Origin of the sequence: Methylocystis sp. MJC1 (assembly GCF_026427715.1) — a bacterium.
GTDB lineage: Bacteria > Pseudomonadota > Alphaproteobacteria > Rhizobiales > Beijerinckiaceae > Methylocystis.
In genome coordinates, this window is record NZ_CP107558.1 from 2,843,443 (window position 1) to 2,866,643 (window position 23,201).

The 23,201-nt window shown below is 65.9% G+C and carries 11 protein-coding genes; 5 read left to right on the top strand and 6 right to left on the bottom strand.

Features of this window, described 5'->3' with window-relative positions; genetic code table 11:
• Positions 1 to 2: 2 nt before the first annotated feature.
• Positions 3 to 1,685 (bottom strand): cytochrome-c oxidase, cbb3-type subunit I, encoded by a 1,683-nt coding sequence (gene ccoN, locus OGR47_RS13735; RefSeq protein WP_371824427.1) that lies wholly within the window; start codon positions 1,683 to 1,685, stop codon positions 3 to 5.
• A gap of 304 nt (positions 1,686 to 1,989) precedes the next feature.
• Entirely contained in the window at positions 1,990 to 2,391 is a 402-nt protein-coding gene (locus OGR47_RS13740) for an SH3 domain-containing protein (RefSeq protein WP_165053539.1), read from the bottom strand.
• Positions 2,392 to 2,694: 303 nt separating this feature from the next.
• Here OGR47_RS13740 and OGR47_RS13745 point away from each other — a divergent pair, with 303 nt between their 5' ends.
• From OGR47_RS13745 to clpB, 4 genes are all read left to right on the top strand, one after another.
• Entirely contained in the window at positions 2,695 to 7,938 is a 5,244-nt protein-coding gene (locus tag OGR47_RS13745) for a hypothetical protein (protein WP_246729728.1), read from the top strand.
• Between the two features lie 191 nt (positions 7,939 to 8,129).
• Positions 8,130 to 13,952 (top strand): alpha-2-macroglobulin, encoded by a 5,823-nt coding sequence (locus OGR47_RS13750; protein WP_246729727.1) that lies wholly within the window; start codon positions 8,130 to 8,132, stop codon positions 13,950 to 13,952.
• The gene (locus tag OGR47_RS13755; RefSeq protein WP_165053533.1) at positions 13,949 to 16,171 is read left to right on the top strand and encodes a transglycosylase domain-containing protein; all 2,223 of its coding nucleotides are present in this window, start codon (positions 13,949 to 13,951) and stop codon (positions 16,169 to 16,171) included. Before OGR47_RS13750 ends, OGR47_RS13755 begins: the two co-directional genes overlap by 4 nt.
• A 517-nt stretch (positions 16,172 to 16,688) precedes the next feature.
• Positions 16,689 to 19,316 (top strand): ATP-dependent chaperone ClpB, encoded by a 2,628-nt coding sequence (clpB, locus tag OGR47_RS13760; RefSeq protein WP_165053529.1) that lies wholly within the window; start codon positions 16,689 to 16,691, stop codon positions 19,314 to 19,316.
• Positions 19,317 to 19,472: 156 nt separating this feature from the next.
• On the opposite strand, the gene OGR47_RS13765 is transcribed toward clpB, so the two are convergent.
• Both OGR47_RS13765 and OGR47_RS13770 read right to left on the bottom strand, forming a co-directional pair.
• Positions 19,473 to 19,940, bottom strand: a complete 468-nt coding sequence (locus OGR47_RS13765; protein WP_165053526.1) for a carboxymuconolactone decarboxylase family protein — start codon at positions 19,938 to 19,940, stop codon at positions 19,473 to 19,475.
• Between the two features lie 8 nt (positions 19,941 to 19,948).
• Positions 19,949 to 20,341 (bottom strand): cupin domain-containing protein, encoded by a 393-nt coding sequence (locus OGR47_RS13770; protein WP_165053523.1) that lies wholly within the window; start codon positions 20,339 to 20,341, stop codon positions 19,949 to 19,951.
• Between the two features lie 122 nt (positions 20,342 to 20,463).
• On the opposite strand from OGR47_RS13770, the gene OGR47_RS13775 reads away from it, so the two are divergent.
• Positions 20,464 to 21,873: a PLP-dependent aminotransferase family protein gene (locus OGR47_RS13775; protein ID WP_165053649.1), complete on the top strand. Its 1,410-nt coding sequence runs from the start codon at positions 20,464 to 20,466 to the stop codon at positions 21,871 to 21,873.
• Between the two features lie 15 nt (positions 21,874 to 21,888).
• Here OGR47_RS13775 and coaA read toward each other — a convergent pair whose 3' ends face one another.
• On the bottom strand, positions 21,889 to 22,848 hold the full coding sequence (gene coaA, locus OGR47_RS13780) for a type I pantothenate kinase (protein WP_165053519.1): 960 nt from the start codon (positions 22,846 to 22,848) through the stop codon (positions 21,889 to 21,891).
• Positions 22,845 to 23,168, bottom strand: a complete 324-nt coding sequence (locus tag OGR47_RS13785) for a phosphoribosyl-ATP diphosphatase (protein ID WP_165053516.1) — start codon at positions 23,166 to 23,168, stop codon at positions 22,845 to 22,847. Before OGR47_RS13785 ends, coaA begins: the two co-directional genes overlap by 4 nt.
• Positions 23,169 to 23,201: the final 33 nt, after the last annotated feature.

Here is a 23,201-nt window from a genome sequence, read left to right on the forward strand (position 1 = left end):
CCTCACTCGGCAGGCAGGGGAGAGGCAGCGACGTCTTGCGCGGATTCGAGCGCGGGAGACGCGATCGTGCGCCAGATGTTATAGACCATGATCAGCGCGCCGATCAGGAACAGCCCGCCGCCGATGGCGCGGATGACATATTCAGGATGCAGCGCCTCGGTGGTCTCGACGAAGGAATATTCGAGGAAGCCTTGCGGCGTGTAAGCGCGCCACATCAACCCCTGCATGATGCCCGCCACCCACATCGACGAGATGTAGAAGACGATGCCGATCGTCGAGATCCAGAAGTGCCAGTTGACGAGCTTCAGCGAATAAAGCCGCTTGTTGAACACCCAGGGAATGAGGCAGTAGAGCGCGCCGAAGGACACGAAGGCGACCCAGCCGAGGCTTCCCGAATGCACATGGCCAATGCCCCAGTCGGTATAGTGTGACAGCGAATTCACCGCCTTCACCGACATCAGCGGGCCTTCGAAGGTCGACATGCCGTAGAAGGCCACCGACACGACGAGCATGCGCAGAACCGGATCGGTGCGCAGCTTGTCCCAGGCGCCCGAAAGCGTCATCAGGCCGTTGATCATGCCGCCCCAGGAGGGCATCCACAGCACGACCGAGAACACCATGCCGAGCGTCTGCGCCCAGTCGGGCAGCGCGGTGTAATGCAGGTGATGCGGACCCGCCCAGATGTAAAGAAAGATCAGCGCCCAGAAATGCACGATGGACAACCGGTAGGAATAGATCGGCCGGCCCGTGCGCTTCGGGATGAAGTAATACATGATGCCGAGGAAGCCGGCGGTGAGGAAGAAGCCCACGGCGTTGTGGCCGTACCACCACTGGATCATCGCGTCCTGCACGCCGGCCCAGACGATGACCGATTTCGGCGAGAAGACCGAGATCGGAATCTCGACATTGTTGCCGAGCACCAGCACGGCGACCGTCACGATGAAAGCGAGGAAGAACCAGTTCGCCACATAGATATGCGGCTCGGCGCGGCGCGCGAGGGTGAAGAGATAGACTAGGAGATAAACCACCCAGACGACGACGAGCCAGAGGATCGCGTACCATTCCGGCTCGGCATATTCATGCCCGCGCGTGACGCCGAGCAGATAGCCCGTGCCGGCGATCAGGATGAAGAAATTATAGCCGAGCACGACGAACCAAGGCGCGAGATCGCCGGCGATGCGGGCGCGGCTGGTGCGCTGCATGACGTAGAAGGACGTGGCGAGCAGCACGTTGCCGCCGAAAGCGAAGATCACCGCGGAGGTGTGCAGCGGCCGCAGACGTCCGAAGTTGATCCAGGGAAGATCGAGATTGAGCGCGGGGTAAGCCAGCTCCAAGGCGAGATAGAGCCCAACGAGGAAGCCCGCGACGCCCCAGAACAGCGCGGCGATCGAGGTAAATTTGATCGGCCCGTAATTATAGTTCGGCCGGCCATTGATCAGCAGCGGCGCCGCCGCCGCGTCCCTGGCGCGGAAACGCAAAACGATCGCGACGACGGCGCCGACCGACCCAAGCGCGAAAAGCGCGGCGTGAAAAGCATAAGCGGGAGTATATGCCTTGGTGGCGATGAAGCTCGAGGCAATGGCCAAGGCTACGAAAACGGCGGCGAGAGATATCTCGCCGAAAGTCATTTGCTTGGGGATGGGGTGGGTACGCTCCATGATCTTGTCCTCTGGAGGTTTCCGCATGTTTTGGGCGCCTGCGAGAAACCGCCAACGCCAATAGGGCGTGACAAAGTCTCACTGCGCTTTCATCGATTCACATTGCGTATTGTACCGCGCAACAATCGCCTGAATTTGACAGGCGTCAAAAAAACGCAAGGCGAACAGCTTCTGCGCGCAATTGTCACAGATCAAATCTATGTAAATGCAATTGTCTCAGGCGCGCCAGCATTTTCGTGCAGCAACTCTGCGACGGCGGCATTTTGCCGACGCGCCTGAACATCGCTTTGTGCCTATATGTCGCAGTCGCGCGATGCCGGAATTGACCCGCTCAACAGGGGTAGAATCGGTGGTAGCCGAGAAGCGCCCCCAGCGGCTCGCTATGGCGCAATTGCGCGAGCGGACGCGTGAAGAAGTAATTGCTGCCCGAATAGGGGTAGCCGTAGTCGCAAGTCGGGTCCGCCGCCGGCTGATCGCTCGGCGACGCCGCGACGAGCTGCGCGTAGGGCGCATAGAAACGCCGTCCCTCGAATGCGACCGGAACCCATTTGTCGCCGTCGCCAAGAATAATAATCTCGCCGCCGGCCGGGACGGTCAGTGCGATCGGACGCTTGGCGCCGGGCCGGGTTCGCAGATCCACAGGATCATGCAGAGTCAGCGCCTCCGCGGAAGCGGCCCCGAGCGGGGCGGCGAGAGCGAAAACAAAGAACAGTGTGCAAATGAAGCGCCGCATATCGTCTCCTAAGCGTTCCTAAGAACAAATTTGGCGCGCCCATCTGATCGGCTTGCGGGGGCATGTCATTCCCGACGGGCCAAAGGCCCGATCGGGAATCCAGAGCCAGATTAGCGGGCTCTGCTCTGGATTCCCGATTGCTTCGCTGACGCGAAGCCTCGGGAATGACACGCGCGCCCACGATTCCTAATCGTGGCGGACAAGGCGCCAGGACGCCGGCCTGTGCGCCAGCGCAACTTCTCTCTTCCTCACATAGTCTAGAAGAAAACCGGCTCGTCTCAAATGCGGGCGAAGGAGCGCGTCATGGCGAAGGAGAGCATGCCGTCGGGCGGCCTCGACTCCTGTGCGAAGCTGGTCCTATCTTCCTGTCGCGGCGGCTGCGCCGCGCGCGTTTATTACGGTGGCCTCATGCGGCGCATTGCTTTTTCCCTTCTGGCTGCGGGCGCGGCCTATTTCTTCTCCTCCAGCTTCTCCCTCGCCAAGAACAAAATTGCCGAGGTCCGGCCTGCCGCCGCCCCCATCGCGGTCTCGCCAAAAGAGGTCGCGCTCGACAACGACGGCGCGAGCCTGCTGACAATCCCCGCGCCCGGCCGCTACTCGATCCGCGCCAAAAGCTCGACAGGCGCGCGCATCGAGCTCGTCGACATGATCGCCGGGCCGCTCGACTCATCCGGCGCGGCGGGGCTGCGCGACGGGCGCATCGACGCGCTGCTCGACAAGGGCGTCTATAAATTACGCATCGGCGCCGTGAAAAACGCGAGCGGCAAGGCGAGCGTCGCCGTCGAGCCCTTTGCCGAAGTGGAGACGGCGCGTCCGACGCTTGGCCCCGGCGTGACGCAGAGCGGCGAGCTGGGCGATCTGCAGCAGCGCTCCTATGAGCTCAACGTAACCAACGACAAGCCTGTCTATCTGGAGGCCGTCGGCCGCGCCCTGCAGGATCTTCGCGTCTGGCAGGCCGATGGCGCGCTGGCCGATCTCGCCTTCGAGCGCACGACGATCGAGACGCGGCCGGGCCATTCCGTGAACCGCGTACGGCTCGAAGGGAAGCTCCCTGCCGGCCGCTACGTCGTCACCGCCTATGGCGGCGAAAAGCTCGTCTGGCCGGATGGCTCCCCGGCGCAACCGTTTGCGCTGCGCATGGCGGAGCCTGCGCTGCTTGCAGCGGGGGTCGCCGAGGGCGTGATCGGCCCCTTCGGCTCGGCGCGCTTCGAGGCGCCGGCAAGCTATGATTCCTTCCGCCTCGAATTGCCGCAACAAGCCCCGGCGCGCCTTGAGGCGAAACGCGGCGGCGCGCGCGATGTCGCATCTATCGGCAAATCCAGCCGCGCGCCCGTCGCCACGCTTCGTCTTGCCGGCGACAACGTCTCGCCCGCGCGCCTGGAAGTGATCGGCTATGAGGGCCAGCCCTATACCCTGCGCGCCGTTCATCAATCGAACCGCGAGACCTTCGAGGGCGCCGGGCCGCATCTCATTTCCATCGACGTCGCCGGAGAAGGCGGCGACGAGGCGCCGCTCACCGCCCTCTTCGCGCGCATCGAGAGAGACGGGCGCACCCGCGTTCTCGCCTCGGATACGCCGCGCGTCGGCGCCGGCAAGGCCTGGCGCGGCAAGTTCAATCTGCTCGGCCCTGTGTCGCTGCTCTTCGAGGCGACGCGCGACGGCCAGGTGGCGATCGACGCCAAGGGCGTGCGGCTGCATGCGAGCGTCGAGCCGGCGCTGGGCAATCTCGCCCCGCACGCCGCGGCGAAGGATTCGAACGTCTATGATGTGGTCGCGGGCTTTTATCTGCTGACCCTGGAGCCCCTGAACGGCGCCGGCGGGTTGGTCGACGTGACGCTCGGGCCCCCGGGCCTTACCGCACCGCAACCCGCGGCTTTGCCCTCGCGCGCCTCGCTCTCTTTTGGCGAACAACTACTCGAGTCGAACGGGTCTTATCTCATCCTCACGAATGTCGCGCCGCAGCTTCTTACCGGCCCGCGCGTGGTCGCGCTGCCCGCCGATCTCGCCAAGGCGCCGCTCGCGCTGCATCAGGCTGTGGGGCAGGAAATCACGCTCCCCCTGCGCGCGCCCAATGACGGAAATATCGTCGCGCGCGACGCGACGGGCGCCGATGTGCCGCTAACATTCCCACAGGAAAAGACGGAAAAGGATTACCGCATCCTCACGACGACGATCGCGCCCGCCGCCAAGGAGCGCGCGCTCGCCGTCATCTATCTGCCCGAGACGCTCGTCTCCATGCCCGAGACGCCCGACGGCGCCGAGAGCGCCAAGACGCGCGCGGCCTCTGGCCGCCCCGCCTTCTTCGATCTCAAGCGGGATGAAACGAAAAACGTCCCCTTCGATGTCGCGCCGGGCGGGCTCTATCGGCTCGAAACCCTCGGACGCATGAAGACGGCGCTGCGCATCGGTGCGATCATGTCGCCGAAGCTCGCGGAGGGCGAAGCCAACGGCCCTGGCAATAATGCGCTGGTCACGGCCTATCTGCGCGCCGGCGCCTATCGCGCCGTCGTCACAGCAAAAGACTCCGCCGGCCATCTCGGCCTTTCCGTCGCGCACGCGTCGCTGACGCCGACCGCCAAGATCACCGACACGGGCGAGGCGCGCGCAACGCTCGCGCCGGCAAAGGGCGCCATCGTTCCGATCGAGATCACCCGCGCCGGCGATTATCGCCTGGAGCTGTTCAGCCTCACGCAGCAATGGCAGGCGCGTCTCGAAGACGCCGACGGCTGGCCGCTGACCAAGCCCGGCGCCTTCAAGCGCGAGACTGAGCATTTGGAGCCCGGCGCCTATCGCCTCGTCGTGAGCCCCGCCGACGCCGAAGCCAGAATGATTGCGCGCGTGACGCCGATCGTCGCGGCGGCGGCGCTCAACGGCCATGGCCCCCATGCCCTGCCGTTCGAGAAACCCCAGAAGCTGCAGTGGCGCGAGCCGCAGGCGAAGGACGCGCCGCGCGCGCCTGATGTCTGGCGCTTCACGCTTACCGGCGACTCCGACATCGCGCTTTCGATCGGCGAAGGCATGATCGGCGACATCGTGAAGGGCGAAGCCGAGAACATTGGCAAAGTCGTGGGCGATCGTCCCTTCAAGGGCAAGCTCGGCGCCGGCGATTATCGGGTCGAAGCGCGCAGCCTCGCTCATGACGACCGGCTCGATTACGAGATTACGCTGTCATCCGATCAATTGCAGCCCGGCGCGCCGCAGCGCGTCGACCTGCCGGCGACGCTCGACTTCAATCTGGCGAAGGAAAGCGTCGTCGATCTCTCGACCTTCGGCGACAAGGAAACGATCGGCGCCTTGAAGACCGCCGCCGGTGATGTCGTGGAGCGCCTGGAGCCGCGCGCCAACGACTGGAATGTCGCGCTCTCCCGCCGCCTGCCCGCTGGCGCCTACCGGCTGGAGCTCGGAGAACTCGGCGCAACGCGCAAGGCCGCGTCCGACGAAGCGAGCGACACGCCGGCGTCCGACGAGTCGGAAGCGGATTCGGGCGAGGAATCCGCTTCCGCTGATAACGCCGCCTCCGAGGAAAGCCCGCAGGCGGAAAGCGAAGAGGACGACAGCGGCGTCGAGGTTCGTCTCGCCATTATGAGCGAGACGGACGGTGCGCCGCTTGCCGCGACGGGCGAGGCGATTCTGACGGGCGGCGGCGCGCAACGGCTCGCTTTGCCCGCCGCGCCTGCCGGCGCGCTCACGCTCGTCGCCGCGCATTCGACCGCAGAAGTCGCCATTTCCATCGAGCGCCGCGAGGCCAATGGCGACTGGCGCGTGGTCGGCGCCGACCGGGGCCTTGCGCCCGTCGCCACCTGGCCCGCCTCCGTCGACAAAAGCGAGTGGCGCGCGACCGTGTGGCCGGTCGGCGGCGGCGCCGAACCCATCACGATTGCGGCGCGCGCCATCGACCGCCGCGCGCGCAGCCCCGGCGATGTTGCTTTTGAAACGGTGAGCGACATCGCGCCGCAACTCTGCGTCGCCAAGATCGACACGCCCAGCGCCGCGCTCGTCAACGTCACGACGGCCGACTCCCTTATCGCCGGTTCGGCGCAAAGTCGCCCGCTGCGCCCGGTGCGCTCGGGCGTGCTCGCGCCGCAATTGCAGGCGCTGTGGCTGATGACGCGCGACTGCAAGGCGAAGCCCCGCGTCGCCGCTTTCGAATGGCTGGGCGAAGAGGTCGCGCTCGACATCGGCGAAGGCGAACGCGCCTTCCTGCCGCCGCTGGGCGCGCCGCGCGGCAAGACGCGTCTGTGGCTGACGCGCTCGACCTTCGCGCAGCCTGCGATCGACGCCGGAAACGGCATGGGCGTCGCTGAGGGCGCCGCGCTGGCGCTTGCGAACGACGCCGCCCCGCAGTTGTGGAACGCGAGCAACCCCAGCGCCATGCGCGCCACGCTTTCGGCGATCGACGTGGAGACGCGCCCGGCGCTGAACGGCGGCGCGCTGTTTGCGGGCGTCATTCCGCCGATGAGCGCGCAGCCTGTCGAAATGGAGAAATCCGACGCGCCGCTCGCCCTCGACCTCGCCGGCGGCCTCGCGGCCTTCATCGACAAGCGCGGCGTCTTCGGCGATAGCGCGTCCGTCTCGCGCACACTCAACGGCGTGGGTTCGCGCGTGCTGCTCGTCAACACGACGAGTGCGCCGCTGCCCGCCCGCATTGCGCGCGCGGCCGATGCAGGCGTCACTCTCAATACAAAGACGGCGCTCAAGCGCTTCTTCGGCGCGGCCGGCCAGATATCGCTTCCGGTCGACGCGCAGAAAGGCGACCGCCTGATCGTCATCGGCGCGGACGCGAGTTTCATCTCGCAGAGCGGGCGCGTTCTTCGCGGACGCGATCTCGCGCTCGACGGCGCCGGCGAAGCCATCCTCGATTACAAGCCCGGTCTCATCGCGGCCTGGATCGAAAGGGCCGGCGCCGCGCCTTGGCCGCTTCCCGCAGCGCGCGCGATCGACCTGCCGCAACGCATCACGCTCGACGGTCGCGCCATGCGCTTGGCGATCAAGCGCGACGCGCCCGCGATGTTCACCGCCTCACACGGCGCCCCGGCGCTGATTTCCTTCACGCAGAACGGCAAGCGCGAAACTTTCGCCTTCCCCGCGGGCGTCGAATTCCGTCACTATGTGGCGGCGGGCGACGCTATCCTCGACATCTATGCGCCGCACGATGGCGCGCTCTCGGGCGCGCTCGACCTCGCCGCGCAGAAGGTGATCGAGGCGCATGAGGGCGTCAACGACGCGATCGCCGTGGCGCCCGGCGCCAGCGCGCTTTTCTTCTTCGAAACGAAACGCGACGCCGACGTCGGCATTGGCATCCGCGCCGAGCCCGACCGCGTGAGCGCGCGGCTTCTCGACGCGAGCGGCAAAACGCTTTCCGAAGGGGTGAGCCAAATCATAAAGCTCGCGCCCGGCCGCTATTTCGTCGAAGCGCGCGTCCCTCCCGACGCCAGCGCGACGACCATTCGCGCTGCAATCGTCGGCCTGGCCCCCCCGCCCGCAACGCCGCCGGAAGAAGCCGTCGCCGACCTCCTCGACAAGGCCGGCATGAGGAAGACCAAATGAGTCGGCCGAACACTTGGACCGCGAGCACCGGGGGCCTGTCATTCCCGGCGGGCCAAAGGCCCGACCGGCAATCCAGAGCCACAGTAGCGCATTTGCGCTGGATTCCCGATCGCTCGCTCCGCGGACGTCGGGAATGACAGCCCCCCAAACAAACGAATTTTTGCATGATTGAGCCAATGAAAGTCGCAGCGATGAAAAAGACTCTTGCTCTCTGCATTTTGGCGGCGGTCTCTTTCGCAGCGCCGCTGCGCGCCGAAGCGCCGCCGGTTTTCGACCACGCGCAACGCGCCGACGGCGCCCGCATCACGCCCGACCGTTTCCTGCGCGCCTATGATCCGCTGACGATCTTCTTCCCCGGCGACGTCGGCCCCAAAGCCGGCGGCCCCGAGGACTCAGCCGCGAAATACGCTTCCATTACGCCGCAGCCTGCCGGCGAATGGCGCTGGATCGGGCCCCGCGCATTGCAGTTCCGGCCGGCCGAGCCCTGGAAGCCGCTGTCGCGCGTCACTGTGAAGAGCGGCGGCGCCGAGCAGAAACTCGTCGCATTGCTGCCAACGCCCGTTTCCACCACGCCATCGGCAAACGATGATCCGACGCCCGAATTGACGCAGATCGCGCTCACTTTCGCGCAACCCGTCGATGTCGCAGCGCTCGCGCGGCTCATGACGGTCGAGCTGCGTCCAGCGCCGGGCGTCTCGGCGCAGGGCGGACAAATCCTGAGCCCCTCTGCCTATGATATTCGCCCGCTCGAGCGCGCTGGCGGCGCCGCCGAACAGACCTATGTGCTGCGGCTGCGCGACAGCATCAATGATGGCCGCGTTGCGATTCTGCGCCTCAAGCTGTCGGACGAGCCCGGACTCGATGACGAAATCTACGAGCTGCGCATCCGCACCGCCCTGCCCTTCGCCGTGACGGAAACCACCTGCGGGCGCGGCTGGAGCGACGACAAACTCGGCGGCGTGCTGCGCTGTGCGGCGAATGGCGATGCGCCGGCGCCTGAGAGCGGCGACGCGGAAGGCGGCGACGCCGCATCGACCTATAATCCCACAGCCAAGCGCCGCCTCACCTTGAGCCTCAACGCCGAGCCGGAGACGCTCGACATTTTGCGCGCGCGCGACGCCTTGCGCATCACGCCGCCGGTCGACGATCTCGCTGTCGAGTCCGACTCGAGCCATCTCAAGATCACCGGCAAGTTTCTCTCCGACAAAGTGTATGAGCTGTCGATCGCGCCCGGCGCGCTCAAGGACAAGCGCGGCCGGCCGCTCGCGGCGCCGTTCACGCAGCGCTTCGCCTTCACGCGCGACAATCCGGCTTTGCAATGGGACGCGGGCTATGGCGTCGTCGAGCGTTTTGGCGCGCAACTTTTGCCCTTGCGCGGCCGCAGCTATGACCGCGCCGATATCCGCATCCACGCCATTGATCCGCTCGCGCGCGACTTCTGGCCCTTCCCTGAGCATGGCGTGGAGACCGTCGACGCCGACGCGCCGCCGCTCCCAGGCAATGAGCCGGCGCGCTGGAGCGAGAGCGGCAATATCGAAGCCGAGGCCATCAAGGAGCGCATCAAAATGCTCGGCTCGCCGGCGGTCTCGCGACTTGTCGATCTGCCGATCAAGCGCAATGGCGCCGATGCCAAATTCGGCGTCGATCTGAAAGACGACTTCGCGCGTATCGCTGGCCGCGAGCAGCCGGGAACCTATCTCGTCGGGCTTCGCGCCGTCGATGAAGACAAGCGCAAATGGCTGCGCGTGCAGGTGACGGATCTTTCGCTCTCCGCCATAGAGGAGCCCGCGCGCGTGCGCTTCGCCGTGACGTCGCTCGCGACCGCTCAGCCCGTGAGCGGCGCGCAGATCCGCGTCGAGGGCGTCAAGGACGATAAATTCTTAACGCTCGCGAACGGCGTAACGGATGCGAACGGTTTCTTCTCCTGGACGCCGATCAAGCGCGGCGATGGGGAGTTACGCCGCGTGGTGGTGAGCAAAGGGCTCGACACGCTGGTGATCGACCCCGACAGCGCGCCCTCGGAATATTCCAGGGAGTTGTGGTCGAAGCCCGAGGCGCAATGGCTCTCCTGGGTTTCCGAAACGGATTCGCAGCGCGCTGAAAAGCCGCGCACGCTTTGCCATGTGTTTTCCGAGCGGCCGATCTATCGCCCCGAGGAGCCCGCCCATATCAAGGGCTTTGTGCGCAGCTATGTCGGGGGCGCGTTGAAGCTCACGAAAACCGGTGGCACGCTCGTCGTGACGGCGCCAAACAATCAGGAATGGCGCGTGCCCGTGAAGCTCGACGCGAGCGGGAGCTTCTACCACAAATTCGACGCGCAGACGCCGGCGACCGGCGATTATTCGGTGAAGTTCGAACCCGATGCGCCGAAAGCCAAGAAGCCCGAGAAGAGCGAAGACGCGGACGCCACCGAGGGTGAAACGGCGGAAGTCGCACAGGATACCTCCTGCGGCCAATTCACTTTCAAGAAGGAAGCCTATCGCCTGCCGACCTTCGAGGTCGTGCTCAACGCGCCGCAGACCGTCGCGCTCGACGGAACCTTCGACGTCGACCTCCTCGCCCGCTATTTCGCCGGCGGCCTCGCGGCGGATCGGCCCATCAAATGGCGCGCCGCGCAATTCCCGCATGTGTTCACGCCGCCGAACCGCGAGGGCTTCCTCTTCTCGACCGACGCGCGCTTTTCGAGCGACGGCAAGTTCAAATCGACCGCCGTGCTGGAGCGCGACGCGCGCACCGACGCCGGCGGCGCCGCGCGCATGACCTTCGACACGACAATCGAGCCGACCGCCCAGCCGCGCCGCTACTCGATCGAGGCGACCGTCACGGGCGACGATGGAATCGAAGTGCGTAATGTTCAGAACGTCATCGCGCTGCCGCCCTTCGTGCTCGGCGTGAAGACGCCGCGTTATGTCGAAAAGCCCGGCGCCGTGACGCCGGAGCTCATCGCCGTCGACGGCAAGGGCGAGACGATCGCCGGCGTCGAGATGACGCTGCGACTCATCAAGCGCAATTGGATCTCGACGTTGCAGGCGAGCGACTTCGCGCAAGGCGCCGCGAAATATGTCACTCAGGTGCAGGACGAGACTGTCTTCGAGCGCAAGGTGACGAGCGCCAAGGAGGCCCAGAAGATCGAGCTCGCGACGAAAGACGCGGGCGTCTATGTCGTGCAGCTCGAGGCCTATGACAAGTTGAAGCGCCGCCAGCAGGTGAGCGTCGATTTCTTCGTCGGCGGCGACACGCCCGTCACCTTCGCGCGCCCGCCCGCCGCCTCGACGACGATCACGACAGACAAAGAAAAATATGCGCCTGGCGAAACCGCGACTCTCGTCATCCAGTCGCCATTCCAGAACGCGCGCGCGCTCGCCATCGTCGAGCAGCCGAGCGGCGTCTACGACTACAGCTATGTCGACATCGCCAATGGCTTCGGCCGCTTCGCGCTGCCGGTGAAGAAGGAGCAGACGCCCAAGCTTGCCGTGCATTTCCTGATCATGCGCGGGCGCCTCAAGGACAGCGCACCGCTGCCTTCCGCCAATTTCGATCAGGGCAAGCCCGTCACCATCGCTGCGACCAAATGGGTCGAGGTGACGCCGGTGAAGAACATTGTGAATGTGAAGCTCGACGCCCCCGCCAAGGCGCGCCCCGGCCAAGAGGTCGAAGTGACCTTGAAGCTCGCCGACGACACAGGCAAGCCGATCGCGGGCGAAGCGACTTTCTGGATGGTCGATCAGGCGGTGCTCTCGCTCGCCAAGGAGCGCCCGCTCGATCCGCTGCCAGATTTCATTGTGGCGCGCGAGACCAAAATGGCGGCGCGCGACACGCGCAACATGGCCTTCGGCGTCATTCCGCTCGAAGAGATCGCGGGCGGCGACGCCGAGCTTCAGGAATGGGGCGCCGAGAACAACATCTCCGTGCGCAAGAATTTCACGCCCGTGCCGATCTATCTGCCGAGCGTGAAAGTGGGCGACGATGGCGTCGTGAAAATCAAGGTCGCGCTGCCCGATACGCTCACCGTGTTCAAGCTGCGCGCCAAGGCGGTGAGCGGGCCGGATCGTTTCGGCGCCGCGGGCGGCGAGATGTTCATCCGTCAGGAGCTCGTCGCGCAGCCGGCTTTGCCGCGCTTCGTCCGCCCGGGCGATACTTTCGACATCGGCCTCGTGGCGCGCATCGTGGAGGGGCAAGGCGGCGCGGGCAAGGCGGCGATCGCCGCGCCGGCGCTGAAGCTCGCGGGGGAAACAAGCCGCAAGATCGAGTGGGCCCAAAACAAGCCCGTGCGCGTCGATCTGCGCGCAGAGGCGCCGGCTTCGCTCGAAGACAGCGTGAAGCTCAATTTCCGCATCGACCGTGACGCCGACCACGCCAAGGACGCCGTCGAGATCGACCTTCCCGTGAAGCCCGATCGCGAGCCCACGCGCCGCTATGAGGTTGTCGAAATTGCGTCGGGCGAGACCAAGACGCTTGCCCCAATCGGCGAAGCAACGCGCCCCAAGACATTCTCGCGCAACATTGTCGTTGCGGCTGATCCGGCGATCGTCAAGCTCGTTGCCGGCCTCGATATGCTCGTCGATTATCCTTACGGTTGCACCGAGCAGCGCCTTGCGCTGGCGCGCGCCAGCCTGTCGCTCAAAGGCTTTTCGCCAATCCTCTCGGCGGCGGGCCTACAGGACCGCGTCTCGGCGAACGTACGAAACGCGGCGATGCAGATCGAGCAATCGGTCGACAGCGACGGGCTCGTGGCCTTCTGGCCGCGCGCGCGCGGCAATGTCTTGCTCACCGCCTGGGCCTACGCCTTCCTCGCGCACGCCGACCGCGCGGGCGAACCGGTCGACAAGACTCTGATGGACCGCCTCGCCAATATTTTGAAGCTCTCGCTGCGCTCCGACTATGCGCGTTTGCTCGGCGGCGAAGAGATGCGCGAGCGCGCGGCCGCGCTCGCGGCGCTCGCCGAAGGCGGCAAGTTGGACGAATCCTATGTCGCGGAATTCGCGCGCCGCGCCGATTTCCTGCCGAATGAGAGCGTCGCTGAAATGGCGGCGGCCGCCGCGCGCCTCGCCAATGTTGATCAGCGCATTCTCGCTTCTCTCATGGAGACCATGTGGGGCCGCGTGAAATTCGCGAGCCGCGGCGGCGCGCAAGTCTATGCCGGCATGGCGGGCGAAAGCGCTTCCGAGGTTATCCTGCCCTCCGAGACGCGCAGCCTCGCCGAGATGCTGCGCGCGGCGGCGCTTGCCGCGCCGTCCGATCCGCGCGCGCCGGTGCTGCGCGACGCGCTGCTGCGGCTCGGCGAAGGCGACGGCTGGGGCAGCACAAACGCCAACGCCAGCGCCATCGAAGCGCTCGCCGAAGGCTGGCGACGCCCGGTGACGCCGATCACGGTCGCTTTCGCGCAAGGCGGCGCGCCCGAGACGATCACGATCGACGCCAACAATCCCGTCGCGCGCCGCGCAAGCGACAAGGACGCGCCGCTGACCATCGCCAACACATCGAACGCGCCGCTGATCGCGCTTGTCGAGACGCGCTACATGCCCGCCGAGACCGGCGCCAAAGCGCAAGCGGCGAGCGAAGGCTTCGTCATCACGCGGCAGAGCTGGCGCGTGAAGAATGGAAAGGCGCCGGAGAAGTTAGAGGCGGCCAATGGCACCTTGCGCGTGAACCAGGGCGACGTCATCGAGGAGACGGCGGAAGTCGTGAACCCCGAAGATCGCACTTATGTGGCGATCTCGCTGCCACTCGCGGCGGGCTATGAGCCGCTCAATCCCAATATCGCCACGGCGCCCGCAGAAGCGCAGCCCTCCAGCGAGCCGACTCTTGCGCCGACCTGGGTCTCCTATGGCGACGACCGCGTGCTTTATGCGTATGACTCGTTGCCCAAGGGCAATTACCGCTTCGCCTTCCGCCTCAAGGCGCAGACGGCGGGGGGCTATACGCAACCGCCCGCGCGCGTGGAGACGATGTATAAGAAAGGCCTGCGCGGCCAGAGCGCCGGCGCGCGCGTGGAAATCGCCAAGCAGCCATGAGCCGGTTCGCACTTCTCGCCGCGCTCGCTTTCATCTCGACGGCGCTGCGCGGCGGGATCATGATCTCGCAAGAAGCCGCGGGCAGCGCCGATCTTGACGCGCCGCCCGCGAGTCAGATCGTCTATGATCGTAGCGGCGCCTTTATCACGCAGATCGGCAATGCGAGACACGACGAGAAAGGCGAAAAGCGCGTCGACTACGGCTATTGGCCGCTGGAGCGCATCCCCGAGCGCGTCGCCCGCGCGACGCTCATTCTCGAAGACAGGCGCTTTTATGCGCATGCCGGCGTCGATCCGCGCGCCGTGGCGCGGGCGCTGTGGAACAATCTCGCGCATCGCCGCCAGATGGAAGGCGCCTCGACCATCGCCATGCAGGTCGCGCGCATGCAGCAGCCAGAACCGCGCACATACGCCAATAAATTTTGGGAGGCGGCGACAGCTCTCGCGATCATCGCGCGTCAGGGACGCGAGGCGACGCTCTCCCATTATCTGCGCCTTGCGCCCTATGGGCTCGGCAGCCATGGAATCGCGCACGCGGCTCGCTTTTATTTCGACAAGCCGGTCGAGGATCTCTCCTGGGCGCAGGTGGCGCTGCTCGCCGCAATTCCGCAATCGCCGGGCCGCATGAACGTCACCCGCGAGAGCGGCCTGCGGCTTGCCGTCGAGCGCGCGCGTTACGCCATTGCGCAGCTCGAAAAAGAGGGCCCGCTCGACGCCGCTCAGGCCGAATTGGCGCGACGCGAGCTGGCCGCCATGCGGCCGCTCGCCGCCAAGCGACGCCCGGAGACGCTGCATCTCGCCTTGCGCTACGAGCGCCTGGCGCGCGAGGGCCGCGTGCGGGCCGCCTCGCAATATGACCCGCGCATCCATGCGACCATCGATCTCTCCATCGAACGCGAGGCGACGCAGCTCGCGCGCCGCTATCTCTCCATCTTTCGCAACGCCGGCGCGCGGCAGGTTGCGATCATGGTCGCCGAGCGCGGCTCCAACGCCATCATCGCCGATGTCGGCTCCGCCGATTACAACGATCCGCGCGCCGGCGCCTTCGATTTCACCCGCGCGCCGCGCTCGCCCGGCTCGACGCTCAAGCCCTTCATCTATGCGCTCGCTTTGGAGCGCGGCGCGCTGAAGCCCACCGACCTTCTCGACGATCTTCCCGAAGGCGCCTCGGGCGTCGCTAACGCCGACGGCCTCTACCTCGGGCCGCTGACGCCGCGCCAGGCGCTCGCCAATTCGCGCAATGTGCCGGCGACCAATCTGCTACGCCGCGTGGGCCTCGAAGCAAATTTCCTGTTCCTGCACGAGCTCGGCCTGCATGATCTCGAAGCGGCGCCAGAAAGCTTCGGCGTCTCCATGGCGATCGGCGCCTTGCCGACGCGGCTCGAAAATCTGATGCGCGCCTATGCGGCGCTCGCCGACGACGGCGTGATGCATGATCTCTCTTTCGCGCGCGACGAAGCGCGCGCGCCGCCGCGCCGCGTGATGTCGCTCGACACGGCGCGGCTGGTCACGTCATTCCTCTCCGATCCGCAGGCGCGCCTGCCCTCTTTCCCGCGCTATGGGCCGCTCGAATATCCTTTCGCCGTCGCCGTGAAGACCGGCACCTCGCAAAATTATCGCGACGCCTGGGCGCTCGCCTTCTCGCACAAATTCATCGTCGGCGTCTGGATCGGGCGCGGCGACGCGAGCGGCATGCGGGCCCTCACGGGGGCCAGCTCGGCGGCGCGTCTGGCGCATGCGATGATGACGAAACTGCATGGGACGAAACCCGGCGACCTCGCGCCCGAGACTTTCGCGCCGCCGCCCGGGCGCGTCGCCATAGACCTCTGCCGCGCGGACGCCGGGCCGGAGTGCCCGCAGACGCTGCGCGAATGGGTGCGGCCGGACGAGATTTCCGCCCGACCCGCCGCGCACGCCCCGACTCCTGTCGAAGAGGCGCTTGCGGCGGAGAGCGGCGCGCTCGTGATCGCGACGCCCGAGCACAATATGCACATCTGGCGCAATCCGGAGCAGCCGGCTCCCTTGAACAAGCTGGCTTTGAAACTCACTGACGGCGGCAAGGACGCCCAGATCGTCTGGCTGGTCGACGGCGCGCCTTTCGCTGTTGCGCAGGCAGATGAGACCGTCTTCTGGCCCATGACGCCCGGCGCGCATCGCATCCAGGCGAGATTGGCGCTGGCCCCCGTGACGTCGCGGCCGGTGCGGGTGATCATCGAGTGACGCTGCTCCCACCGACCGGCAAGCCCAGGGCGACCACAGCCGTCATTGCGAGGAGCGAAGCGACAAAGCAATCCAGAGCCATGTTACGGCCCTGGATTGCTTCGCTTCGCTCGCAATGACGGGCGACTCCTCTCCCCGTGCGCGGTCGTGCGCGGGGAGAGGTTGGGTGAGGGGCCAGGGGATGAGTAGAAACGATAAACGCCGCAAGGCGCTCGGGGCCTTCACGCCCGCCCGGGCTCCCGCCCCGGCCCCTCACCCAGCCTCTCCCCGCAAGCGGGGAGAGGGGCGGATTTGCCGCTGATCATCAGCGTATACCGGCCCGCAACAAATACAATTTTCATAAACCCCAGTTGGCGGTTTCGCGTGAAGGCAGCGCTTTCGTGTCGCGCCCCCTTCAACTCCTTGCAACCCTCCCCATATCGCTTTCGAAGGCCGCCGAAAGGGGCTCGAAAAATTGCTGACATGGGGCGCCTCGCTCGAAAAAGAGGCGGCGTCCTTCCGGTCGAGAGGTGATGTTATGAATTTCGAGAAATACACCGAACGCGCGCGCGGATTCGTGCAGAGCGCGCAGTCGCTCGCCACCCGCGAGGGGCATCAGCAGTTCACGCCCGAGCATATTCTCAAGGTTCTGCTCGACGACGATCAGGGCCTCTCCGCCGGCCTCATCGACCGCGCGGGCGGGCGCTCGCGCGAGGCTTTGGCCAAGACCGAGGCCGCGCTCGCCAAGCTTCCCAAGGTTGCGGGCTCAGGCGCCGGGCAGCTGTATCTCGCGCCGGCGACCGCGCGGCTCTTCGCCAACGCCGAACAGATCGCGCAGAAGGCGGGCGATTCCTACGTCACCGTCGAGCGCCTGCTGCTGGCGCTGGCCATGGAAAAGGACTCCGAGGCCGCGAAAATTCTCGCAGCCGCCGGCGTGACGCCGCAGACGCTCAACGCGGCGATCGAGGATCTGCGCAAGGGCCGCACCGCCGACACCGCCTCCGCCGAGAACCAATATGACGCGCTGAAAAAATACGCCCGCGACCTGACGGAAGCGGCGCGCGAGGGCAAGCTCGATCCGGTCATCGGTCGCGACGAAGAAATTCGCCGCACCGTGCAGGTGCTCTCGCGCCGCACCAAAAACAACCCCGTTCTGATCGGCGAACCCGGCGTCGGCAAGACGGCGATCGTCGAAGGGCTCGCGCTGCGCATCGTCAATGGCGACGTGCCGGAGTCTCTCGAAGACAAGAAGCTGCTGGCGCTCGACATGGGCGCGCTGATCGCCGGCGCGAAATATCGCGGCGAGTTCGAGGAGCGCCTCAAGGGCGTGCTCAACGAGGTCACGGCGGCCGAGGGCAATGTGATCCTCTTCATCGACGAGATGCATACGCTGGTCGGCGCCGGCAAGGCGGATGGCGCGATGGACGCCTCCAATCTGCTGAAGCCTGCGCTGGCCCGCGGCGAGCTGCATTGCGTCGGCGCAACGACGCTCGACGAGTATCGCAAGCACGTCGAGAAGGATGCGGCGCTGGCCCGCCGCTTCCAGCCCGTCTTCGTGGACGAGCCGACGGTCGAGGACACCATCTCGATCCTGCGCGGTTTGAAAGAAAAATACGAGATGCACCACGGCGTGCGCATCACCGATAGCGCCATCGTCGCGGCGGCGACTTTATCGAACCGCTACATCACCGACCGCTTCCTGCCCGACAAGGCAATCGACCTTGTCGACGAAGCCTCGTCGCGCCTGCGGATGCAGATCGACTCCAAGCCCGAGGAGTTGGACGAGCTCGACCGCCGCATCATTCAGCTCAAGATCGAGCAAGAGGCCTTGAAGAAGGAGACCGACACGGCCTCGAAGGACAGGCTGGCAAAGCTCGAAGGCGAACTCGCGGACCTCGAAGAGAAGTCGGCGGCGCTCACCGCGCGCTGGAAGGCGGAGAAGGACAAGCTCGGCAGCGCCCAGAAGCTGAAAGAACAACTCGAACACGCGCGCAACGAACTCGCCCAGGCGCAACGGCGCGGCGAATATCAGCGCGCCGGCGAGCTGGCCTATGGCCAGATCCCCGATCTGGAGAAGAAGCTTGCGGCGACCGAAGCCAGCGAAGGCAAAGGCGCACTGATCGAGGAAGCTGTGACGGCGAATGACGTTGCGGCGGTCGTGTCGCGCTGGACGGGCGTGCCGGTCGATAAAATGCTCGAAGGCGAGAAGGAAAAGCTTCTCCATATGGAGGAGGAGCTGGCCAAGCGCGTCGTCGGGCAACATGAGGCGGTTATCGCGGTCTCGACCGCCGTGCGCCGCGCCCGCGCCGGCCTGCAGGACCCCAACCGTCCGATCGGCAGCTTCATCTTCCTCGGCCCGACGGGCGTCGGCAAGACGGAGCTGACGAAAGCGCTCGCGAACTTCCTCTTCGACGACGAGACGGCGATGGTGCGCCTCGACATGTCCGAGTACATGGAGAAGCACTCGGTCGCCCGCCTCATCGGCGCGCCTCCCGGCTATGTCGGCTATGAGGAAGGCGGCGCGCTGACGGAAGCGGTTCGCCGCCGGCCCTATCAGGTCGTGCTCTTCGACGAGATCGAGAAGGCGCATCCGGACGTGTTCAACGTGCTGCTGCAGGTGCTCGACGACGGGCGCCTGACCGACGGCCAGGGCCGCACGGTCGACTTCAAGAACACGCTGATCATCATGACGTCGAACCTCGGCTCCGAGTTCCTGGTGATGCAGCAGGAGGGCGAGGACTCGATGGCCGTGCACGACGAGGTGATGGCGGTCGTGCGCGCGCACTTCCGGCCGGAGTTCTTGAACCGCGTCGACGAGATCATCCTGTTCCACCGCCTGCGGCGCGAGGATATGGGCGCGATCGTCGATATCCAGGTCAAGCGGCTCCAGAAGCTGCTGGAGGATCGCAAGATCACGCTGCATCTGGACTTGAAGGCGCGCGATTGGCTGGCGGCCAAGGGCTACGATCCCGCCTATGGCGCGCGCCCCTTGAAGCGCGTGATGCAGAAAGAGCTGCAGGACGCTTTGGCCGAACGTCTGCTCGCGGGCGAGATCGTCGACGGCGCGACGGTGCAGATTTCGGCCGATGGCCCGTCGCTCACCATCGACGGCAAGCCGACGCATGGGCCGGCGAAGCCGCTGTTGCGGACTGTGGGGAACGCTTAAAGAGCGCGCCCTCATCCGACCCCTGCTCACGCAGGGGCCACCTTCTCCCGCACGCGGGAGAAGGAGCCGCGTTGCTAGATTTGAGATCATTTCCGATGGTTCAGAAACCTCGGTGTTCTCTCCTTCTCCCGCTCGCGGGAGAAGGTGGCCCTCGCGTCAGCGAGGGTCGGATGAGGGCGCCGCTGCGTCGGGCGGCTTTCGCGCGCTGATCGCCAGACGATTATATATGTTCATCAAGCCGATCGCGATGGTGAGGTCGGTCAGCTCCTTCTCGTCGAATTGCCGGCGCGCCGCCTCGAAATCCGCATCGGGGACATTTGTTTCGGCCACTTTCGTCACCGTCTCGGCCCAGGCGAGCGCCGCTTGCTCGCGTGGCGAGAACAAGGCCCCGGCTTCGCGCCACGCCGGCACGAGAAAGATCTTATCGATCGCCATCCCTTCATCGAGCAGCGCGCGCGAATGCAGGCCAATGCAATAAGCGCAGCCGTTGATCTGCGAGGCGCGCAGATAAGCGAGTTCGATCAGCGCTTTCGGCAGGCCGCAGCGGGCGACGTAGCCATGGACGCCGGCGAGCGCTTTCATGCCTTCCGGCGCGGCCACCGAATAATCGAAACGTGGGGTCATGATCATCCTCATTCCTGATCGGCGTGCGTCAGCTCTTCGTCCCTCGTATCCACCACGAAAATAGCGAGCAGACGCGCCGGCTCCGCGTCGCTGGCGTTCTCGCTGACGGAATGGCGCGCGCCCGGCGGCTCGAACCAACTCTCGCCCGCATGGTAAACCTGCGGCGCGGCCACGCCTGTCTGGCTGCGAATCGCGCCCGACAGGACATAGGCGTAGATAAAGCCGGAGGCGGCGTGTCGATGCGGCGGCGATTTCGCACCCGGCGCATAGGTGACGAGCACGCTAACGAGGCTCTTGCCGGGGATGTTCGGAATTTCGCGCCGGGCGACGACCGCAGCGACGTCAGTCAATGGGTTTGCCGAAGGGGCCGCTTGCGCCGCGCCGGTGGCGACGAACGCCATTAGAAGAAGCCTGAGAAGGGACAAAGCGCGTTTCCTCGGTTCAAAAACGATGAAGGATCGTCGCGCGAAAATCGGTTCAGAAAAAAGCGCCAAGATCGATGCAAATGAATGTACCATCGGTCATGCGGCCATTTTTGATTACGCTCGACCGCAGGGCGAGAACGCCCTTGGCGACGCAAATTTACGTTGCAATACGTGACGCCATTCGGGAAGGACGGCTTGCCGGCGGCGCGCGCCTGCCGTCCTGGAACGATCTCGCGGCGCAGCTTGGCGTCGCGCGCGGCACGGTGCGGGCGGCCTATGAAAGGCTGAGCGACGAACAACTCACGGAAGCGCTCGGCCCGGGCGGCACCCTTGTCGCGCAACGGGTCACGCCTCCTTCAGTTCAAATGCAAGATACGCCCAGGCATGGGTTGAGGCCGGACCTGTTTCGCGACTTCGAGCGACCTCCGCTCCTCTTCCAGATGGGCGTGCCGGCGCAAGACGCCTTTCCCTTCAGCCTATGGTCTCGCCTGATGGCGCGTCACGCCCGCGCCGCCGCGGCCGCGCCGGTCTGTTATCCGGACCCTCGCGGCGAGGCCGCGCTGCGGGACGCGATCTGCGCCTATCTGGCAATCGCGCGCGGCGTCCGCTGCAGGCCCGAGCAGGTGCTGGTGACAGCCGGCTTCACCGGGGCTCTGGGCCTTGCCTTGCGCGCCTTGCCGCTGCGGAACGCCATCGCATGGGGCGAGGACCCGGGCTTTCCGCTGACGCGCGACGCTTTGACCATCGCCGGGCTGGCGATCAATTCGATCCCCGTGGACTGCGAGGGCCTCGATGTGTGCGAAGGCGTCCGCAAGGCGCCGGGCGCCGCTCTCGCCATCGTCACGCCGGGGCAGCAAGCCCCGCTCGGCATGACCATGTCGCTCGCCCGGCGACACGCGCTGCTGCAATGGGCGAGCGACGCTGGCGCATGGATCATGGAGGACGATTATCTCGGGGAATTGCAGCTCAACGGCCGCGCCGCGCCCGCGCTCGCCTCGCTCGACCGCGAGGGCCGCGTGATCTACGCCGGCACTTTCAGCAAGACAATCAGCCCATCCTTGCGGCTCGGCTTTTTAGTTGTTCCGCCGCCACTTGCGGCGCGCTTCGCCGAGACTGCGGGGACTCTCGCGCCGGCGCCCGCGCCGGCGACGCAGCGCGCCGTGGCCGCCTTCATCGCCGAAGGGCATTTTCTGCGGCATTTACGCCGCATGAAACGGCTCTATCGCGCGCGGCGGGACGCGCTCACGAATTGCCTTGCCGCCGCCTCGGGCGGCGCATTCGACGTCGCGACGGGGGGCCTCGGCGTGTCTTTGACGCTGCCGCCCGACGCCGATGATCGCGAGATTGCGGCACGCGCGCTTGCAGCCGGTTTTGCGCCGACGCCGCTATCCCCGTGGCATGCTCACACGGTCGAGCGGCAAGGCCTGTTGCTCGGAGCAACAAATCTCTCGGAGCCACGTCTTACGGAAGACTGCGCGAGATTCACGAAGATCGTCACGGGCCAATGAAGAATCCCGAATGTGTCACAACTTCCGCAACGCCACTTCCTCGATGCGGTGATCGGCGCCCTTTGTGAGGATCAGGCTCGCCCGCGGCCGCGTCGGCGCGATGTTATGGCGCAGGTTTTCGAGATTGATGCGCGTCCAGATGTCCTTCGCGACGCGCACCGTCTCGTCGTCGGAGAGATCGGCGTATTTGCGGAAATACGAGCGCGGATCCCGGAACGCGGTCTCGCGGAGCTGCAAAAAACGGTCGATATACCAGCGCTCCAGCAACTCCTCGCTCGCGTCGAGATAGACCGAGAAATCGAAGAAATCCGAGACGAAGGGAATTTCCTTCGGCTGCCGCGACGGCCGCGCCGCAAGCACATTCACGCCCTCGACGATGAGAATGTCGGGCCCGTCGAAACAGGCCGACTCTCCGGGGACGACGTCATAGGTCAGATGCGAATAAACCGGCGCGCAGACATAACGCTGGCCGGCTTTCACGGCCGTGAGAAAACGCAGCAGTGCCTTGTTGTCGTAGCTCTCCGGAAAGCCCTTCTTCTCCATCAGCCCCTCGCGTTCGAGCACGGCATTGGGGAGAAGAAAGCCGTCAGTGGTGATGAGCTCGACTTTCGGCGTATTCGGCCAGCGCGACAGCAGCGCCTTGAGAATGCGGGCGGTCGTGGATTTGCCGACCGCCACGGAGCCGGCGACGCCGATGATATAGGGAACCTTGCCGTCCTCGGCGCCCAGAAACCGCTGCGTCGCCTTGAAGAGGCCCTGCGTCGCGGCAACGTAAAGGGCAAGCAGGCGCGACAGCGGCAGATAGATTTCGATGACTTCTTCGAGCGAGATCGGATCGCCGACCGATTTCAGGCGCGTGAGGTCGTCGAGCGTCAAGGTCAGCGGCGTATCGGCGCGCAGGCTCGCCCATTCGGAACGCATGAAGCGGCGATAGGGCGAGAGGGCCCCATTCGCCTGCCCGGCGACGTCGATCATTTGCCGGCTCCGCGCGAGGCCTTCTCGGCGAGGCCGGATTGTCCCGTGCGGCGGCCAAGCTCTGCGACCACTTCGCCGAGAGAAACCCCGCGCGCCTCGAGCAGCACGAGGAGATGATAAAGCACGTCGGCGGCTTCGCTGGTCAGCGCCTTTTTGTCGCCCTCCATGGCGGCGATGACGGCTTCCACCGCCTCCTCGCCGAATTTCTTGGCGATGCGCGGCGGGCCGGCCTCGAAGAGCTGCTTTGTGTAGGAATTGGAGGCGCTATCGTCGCGGCGCGATTTGATGAGCGCGGCAAGATCGTCGAGGGTGAAGGTCATTTCCCCCTCCCCAGCCCTCCCCCGCTTCGCGGG